Source organism: Streptomyces sp. NPDC054841, assembly GCF_053611045.1.
The window spans coordinates 1-5,810 of record NZ_JBSGZO010000504.1 but is presented as its reverse complement, the minus strand read 5'-3'; the positions used below and the strand labels follow the sequence as shown (position 1 = coordinate 5,810).

Below are 5,810 nucleotides of genomic sequence, written 5' to 3'. Positions count from 1 at the left end.
ATCTTGCTGGGCTCGCGACGCCCTGCGACTCCGTCTCCTGCGTTGTCGTCAGTCGGCATGGCTCCGCCATGACTCTCCCCCTGCCTTCGGCGGGGTTACCCCATCTTCCGCTCCGGATCCGAAGCCGCATCAGTGACATCAGCCGCTTCGCGGCCGGCGCTCGCCGATCCAGCCTGATCCGCCGGGCAGGCCCTCGTGGGCGGGTCCGGGATTCGGCGGCCGGACGGGCCGGTGTTCGAGATACGACGGCCGGACGGGCGGGCATCGCGGGCAGGCGCACAATGGGCGGGTGAATGAGGCCATCCCCGTCATCCGGGCCGTCGACCACGGCATCGCCAAGCTCATGCCCGACGTGGACCGGGAGCGGGCCTGGCTGCTGACCGTGGACGGTGCTCCGCAGTCGTACGTCGACCTGGACGATCCGGCACACCTCGAGTTCGAGTACGCGCGCCGGCTCGCGCATGTGCTCGACTGTGTGGCGGACGAGGGTGCTCCGATCGATGTGCTGCATCTCGGCGGTGGGGCGCTGACGCTGCCGCGCTATGTCGCGGCCACCCGGCCCGGCTCACGGCAGGACGTCGTGGAGGCGGACCGCGGGCTGCTGGCGCTCGTCGCCGAGCAGCTGCCGCTGCCGCCCGGGACGGGGATCGCCGTGCACGGGGCGGACGCCCGGCAGTGGCTGGAGCAGGCGCCCGCCGACTCGGCGGACGTGCTGGTCGCCGATGTGTTCGGGGGATCCCGAGTGCCCGCCCCACTCACGTCCGGTGAGTACGCGCGGGCCGCGGAGCGCGTCCTGCGCCCCGGCGGCATCTACGCCGCGAATCTCGCCGACGCTGCTCCCTTCACCTTCCTCCGCTCCCAACTGGCGACGTTCGCGGACGAGTTCCAGGAACTGGCGCTGATCGCCGAACCCGGCGTACTGCGCGGACGACGCTTCGGCAACGCCGTACTGCTCGCTTCGCACCGCGCGATCGACACGGCGGCTCTCGCCCGCCGCACCGCGGCCGACGCCTTCCCCGCGCGGGTCGAACACGGCGAGGCCCTGCGACGCCTCATCGGGGACGCGCGCGCGGTACGGGACGAGGACGCCGTGGCGTCACCCGAGCCGCCCGACGGAGCCTTCAGCATCGGCTGAGCCACCGACCGGCGCGTCGCCGTTTCCCGCGATCCGCTTCGTACGCCGGGTCAGATTGCGCACGTCGGGAACCAGCAGCACCAGCCCCGTCACCAGCACGATCAGTGCCGCACAGCCCCACAGGGCCTCCTGGCGCCCGAACACACTCTCGGCGGGACCGGCCAGCGCCGTCGAGAGCGGCAGCATGGCGGTCGAGCCGAACCAGTCGTAGGCAGAGACCCGGGACAGCTTCTCCTCCGGGATCTCCTGGTGCAGCGTCGTCATCCACGCGACGCCGAACACCTCGATCGCGACACCGCTGATGAACATGACCACGAACAGGGCACTGATCGGTACCGGGACGGCGAGTGCCGCCGAGGGCAGCGCCAGTGGGAACACACAGAGCGTGCCCACGAGCAGCATCCGGCGGGGCTTCCACCGCATCATCAGCAGGGCGCCGCCGAGCGTGCCCACGCCGAACGCCGCCAGTGCGAGCCCCCACGGCCGTGCACCGCCGAGCGACTCCTCGGCGACCAGCGGGCCGTAGACGGAGTCGGCCGCGCCGACGACCGCGACCACCACCGAGAACTGGGCGACGATCGACCACAGCCAGGGCCGGCCGATGAACTCCTTCCAGCCGTCGCGCAGATCGGCGAGGAGCCCGCCGCTTGGTGCCCGCTCCGGTATGTGGCCGACGTCGAGGAACGCGCGGAGCGCGCCTGCCACCGCGAAGGCGGCGGCGTCGACGGCGAGCACCCAGCCGGGGCCGACCGCGGCGATCATCGCGCCGCCGAGCGCGGCGCCGCCGATGCCTGCGCCGTGCATCGCCATCCGGAAGAGCGCGAAGGCCCGGCTCGCCTGCTCACCGCTGACGCTGGACATCAGCATGCCCTCGGCGGCCGGGTTGAAGAACGCCTGCCCGGTGCCGCACAGCGCGGTCAGCAGCATCATCTGCCACAGCGCGGGGTCCCCGGTCAGCACCAGGGCGGCGAAGGCCGCCTGCGAGACGCAGTTGAGGGCGTTGGCGGCCACCATGACGCGGTGCCGCGGCAGCCGGTCCGCGATCGCCCCGCCGATCAGCAGGAAGAGGACGAGCGGGAGGGTGCGGGCCGCCGCGACGAGACCCACGTCGCCGCCGTCCCCGCCGGACTCCAGCACCGCGAACGCCGCCGCGATCAGCGCACCATGGGTTCCGAGATTGGTGACGATCGCGGCGGCGGTCAGCAATGAGTAGTTGCGGCCGGCCCATTCGGGACGGCGGCGGGGCGTACGGCTTCGGGCGGCGGCGGGATTGTTCACCTCAGGACTATCGCCGCCGCCGCCCGCCCGTGCCAAACCGATTACGAGGCGGGCGTGGAGGCCAGCCGTACGGTGCTGAGGATCTGCTGGATGGTCGCCTCGGGGACCTCGCCCGTGACGCCCGTGTTGGCGTAGAGGACCCAGGACGAGAAGTCACCGTTGGCGGTCTTGAAGGAGAAGGCGATCGACTTGCCGTCCGTCTCGCACTTGTTCTCCTTCTTCACGCCGAGGGCTGTCGCCGTCGCCACATGGCCGCTGAGGCCGGACTTCGTCGTGTACGGCTTCGCCTTGGTGACCTTGACGGTGCCCTTCGGCTCCGTCTGGGCGTAGGCGGCCCACACCCAGTTGCCCGCCTCGTTGTAGGCGGCCTCGGCGGTGTCCTTGGCGCCCTGGCCGCCCTTGGTACCGGTCCCGGCGAGCCCGGAGTCCTCGGCGCGGCCGTCCAGGTCGGAGTCGACCGAGCACCACTTGCTCTTGAAGTACGCGGGGGCCGACATCATGACGGCGGCCGAACCGTCGCCCTTCTTCTCGTCCTCGAATCCGGACCCCACACCCGTGCCGGCCACCTCCCAGGTCGCGGGGACGTCGAACTGTGTCCCGTACTTGGGGTTGGTGACGACCTTCCAGCCCGGGATCGTCGGCTTGGCCGCGCCCGAACCGTCGCGCGGGTTGTCGGTGGGGGAGGGCGCCCCGGTCGGCTTCGTGGCGGTGGCCGTGGGCTTCTTGCCGTCGGCCTGGTCCGACTTCTTCTCGTCGTCGCCCTTCATCACCACGACTCCGGTGATGACGGCCGCGGCGACGACGGCGGTGGCCGCTGCGATCGCGACGACGACCGTCTTCTTCTTGTCCTGGGGCGAGCCGGGCCCACCGGGCTGCGGCGGTCCGGGAACGCTGTACTGCGGCACGGTCGGCTGCTGGTAGGGGTTCGGCTGCTGGTAACCCGGCTGCGGCGGATACCCCGGCTGCTGCTGGTATCCCGGCTGCTGGTACGGGTTCGGCTGCTGGTAACCCGGCTGGGTGTACGGGTTCTGGTCCTGCGGGTTCTGCTCGCCCCCGGGCGGCTGCTGTCCTGGCCACATGGCCAGTAACCATAGAGGTGCCGGGTGTCCGCTGCCACGGCGCCCCCGCAGGGATGGCCAAGTCGAGCTACCCGTGGGTAACATCCGGTCCATGAGCGCAGATCAGATGTCCGTCGGTGAGATGCTCGCCGCCACAGTTCCCATGGTCAGGACCCTCAACCTGGAGTTCGTCGAGGCCTCGGCCGAGCGTGCGGTGATCCGTATGCCCGACCAGAGCAGCTACCACAACCACGTAGGCGGGCCGCACGCGGGTGCGATGTTCACGCTCGCCGAGTCCGCGAGCGGCGCGATCGTGCTCGCCGCCTTCGGCGACCAGCTCTCCCGCGCCGTGCCCCTCGCCGTCAAGGCCGAGATCGGCTACAAGAAGCTCGCGATGGGCGTCGTCACGGCGACGGCCACCCTCGGCCGCCCCGCCGCCGACGTCGTCGCGGAGCTGGACGCGGGCGAGCGCCCCGAGTTCCCGGTCGAGATCGCGATCACGCGCGACTCGGACGGAGCGGTGACGGGCGAGATGACCGTTGTCTGGACGCTCCGTCCGAACGCCTGATTCCGCACGGCAGGTGTGAGCCGCCCCCGGTGTCCTGTTCCGGACGCCGGGGGCGGCTGTGCCTCCAGGTAGGCTGCCCGGGGTGCGCACTGCACGGCGCGCCCCGGGCAGCCCAGCCCGATGAGATCCGGCCACCCACCACGCCCGCACGACCACGGGCCAGGGCCGATGACAACGGGAGGAACGGCGTTGCACGTCCAGGAGTGGCTCGAGACCGTACCCGCGGTGAGCATCTACATCCTGGTGGGGGTGGTCATCGGGCTCGAGAGTCTCGGTATCCCGCTGCCGGGTGAGATCGTCCTCGTCAGTTCCGCGCTCCTCGCCTCCCAGCACGGGGACATCAACCCCTGGGTGCTCGGCGCCTGCGCCACCGCCGGCGCGATCGTGGGCGACTCGATCGGGTACGCCATCGGCCGCAAGGGCGGCCGTCCGCTGCTGGGCTGGTGCGGCGGAAAGTTCCCCAAGCACTTCAGCGAAGCCAACATCGCGATGGCCGAGCGGTCCTTCGAGAAGTGGGGGATGTGGGCCGTCTTCTTCGGCCGCTTCGTCGCGCTGCTGCGGATCTTCGCCGGTCCGCTCGCCGGTGTCCTGCGCATGCCGTACTGGAAGTTCCTCATCGCCAACGTCTTCGGCGGCATCCTCTGGGCGGGCGGCACGACCGCCGTCATCTACTCGGTCGGCGTGGTCGCCGAGGCCTGGCTCAAGCGCTTCTCGTGGCTGGGTCTGGTGCTGGCCGTGCTGATCGGTCTCACCTCGATGCTCGTCCTCAAGAACCGCGCCAAGAAGGCGGCCGAGCGCGCCGAGAGCGCGAGTGACGCCCCCGCGGACGCCACGGAGGAGCCGTCGCCTACGGTTCAGACCGGCGCGGCACAGTAGGAGTATGAGGAGAAGACGATGGCAGAGCGCGAGCGGGCACTGATCTCAGGAGTGGGCGGTAAGGAGCCGCAGATCGCTCCCGACGCGTTCACCGCGCCCACGTCCGTCGTGATCGGCGAGGTCACCCTCGCGGCCGGTGCGAGCGTCTGGTACCACGCCGTACTGCGCGCCGACTGCGGCCCGATCGTCCTCGGTGCCGACAGCAACATCCAGGACAACTGCACCGTGCACGTCGACCCCGGCTTCCCGGTGACGGTCGGTGAGCGCGTGTCCGTCGGGCACAACGCCGTGCTGCACGGCTGCACCGTGGAGGACGACGTGCTCGTGGGCATGGGCGCCACCGTGCTCAACGGCGCCCACATCGGCGCCGGCTCGCTCATCGCCGCGCAGGCGCTCGTCCCGCAGGGCATGCGGGTGCCGCCGGGTTCGCTGGTCGCGGGCGTACCCGCCAAGGTCAGGCGCGAGCTGACCGATGAGGAGCGCGAGGGCATCAAGCTCAACGCCGCGATGTACCTGGAGCTGGCGAAGGAGCATCAGGCAGCCCTGGACGGCTGACGGCGCGGCGCCGCCAGCCCGACGGCCCATGCGGACTGTGTCACCGATTGCGGACGCTGAGTGATCGGCGCAAGGTGGATACGCCAGTCCACCCCCCCCACAGTGAAGGGACAACCGTCATGGGCAAGGCAAAGGCCAGGGCGAAGCAGGCCAAGGGCAAGATGAAGGAAACCACCGGCAAGGCGCTGGGCGACCAGGGCATGCAGGCCGAGGGCCGCGGCGAGCAGATGGCGGGGAGAGCCGCGGAGGACGCTTCCGAACGGATCAAGAAGTCCGGACGGTAGTCCGTCCCAGGACGCCGCTCGTGACCGGGGCGGCCGCACCCGTACTCCATGTGGTG

7 protein-coding genes are annotated in these 5,810 nt (G+C 70.9%); 5 read left to right on the top strand and 2 right to left on the bottom strand.

All coding sequences use genetic code 11. From position 1 onward, the window contains the following. Window positions 1-289: 289 nt before the first annotated feature. Complete coding sequence (locus tag ACWGI8_RS37860; RefSeq protein WP_453667974.1) at window positions 290-1,135, top strand: spermidine synthase; 846 nt, start codon at window positions 290-292, stop codon at window positions 1,133-1,135. Here ACWGI8_RS37860 and ACWGI8_RS37855 read toward each other — a convergent pair. Both ACWGI8_RS37855 and ACWGI8_RS37850 read right to left on the bottom strand, forming a co-directional pair. Continuing rightward, on the bottom strand, window positions 1,097-2,413 hold the full coding sequence (locus ACWGI8_RS37855) for an MFS transporter (RefSeq protein WP_453667973.1): 1,317 nt from the start codon (window positions 2,411-2,413) through the stop codon (window positions 1,097-1,099). The two genes, ACWGI8_RS37860 and ACWGI8_RS37855, sit on opposite strands and share 39 nt — an antisense overlap. A gap of 41 nt (window positions 2,414-2,454) precedes the next feature. Further along, window positions 2,455-3,492: a hypothetical protein gene (locus ACWGI8_RS37850; RefSeq protein ID WP_453667972.1), complete on the bottom strand. Its 1,038-nt coding sequence runs from the start codon at window positions 3,490-3,492 to the stop codon at window positions 2,455-2,457. A 106-nt stretch (window positions 3,493-3,598) separates the two neighbouring features. Here ACWGI8_RS37850 and ACWGI8_RS37845 point away from each other — a divergent pair, with 106 nt between their 5' ends. The 4 genes from ACWGI8_RS37845 (at window position 3,599) to ACWGI8_RS37830 (ending at window position 5,754) form a co-directional block, all read left to right on the top strand. Continuing rightward, complete coding sequence (locus tag ACWGI8_RS37845) at window positions 3,599-4,039, top strand: DUF4442 domain-containing protein (RefSeq protein WP_453667975.1); 441 nt, start codon at window positions 3,599-3,601, stop codon at window positions 4,037-4,039. A gap of 189 nt (window positions 4,040-4,228) precedes the next feature. After that, on the top strand, window positions 4,229-4,915 hold the full coding sequence (locus tag ACWGI8_RS37840; RefSeq protein ID WP_453667971.1) for a DedA family protein: 687 nt from the start codon (window positions 4,229-4,231) through the stop codon (window positions 4,913-4,915). A gap of 18 nt (window positions 4,916-4,933) precedes the next feature. Beyond that, window positions 4,934-5,470, top strand: a complete 537-nt coding sequence (locus ACWGI8_RS37835; RefSeq protein WP_453667970.1) for a gamma carbonic anhydrase family protein — start codon at window positions 4,934-4,936, stop codon at window positions 5,468-5,470. Between the two features lie 119 nt (window positions 5,471-5,589). Then, the gene (locus ACWGI8_RS37830) at window positions 5,590-5,754 is read left to right on the top strand and encodes a CsbD family protein (RefSeq protein WP_453667969.1); all 165 of its coding nucleotides are present in this window, start codon (window positions 5,590-5,592) and stop codon (window positions 5,752-5,754) included. Window positions 5,755-5,810 lie beyond the last annotated feature (56 nt).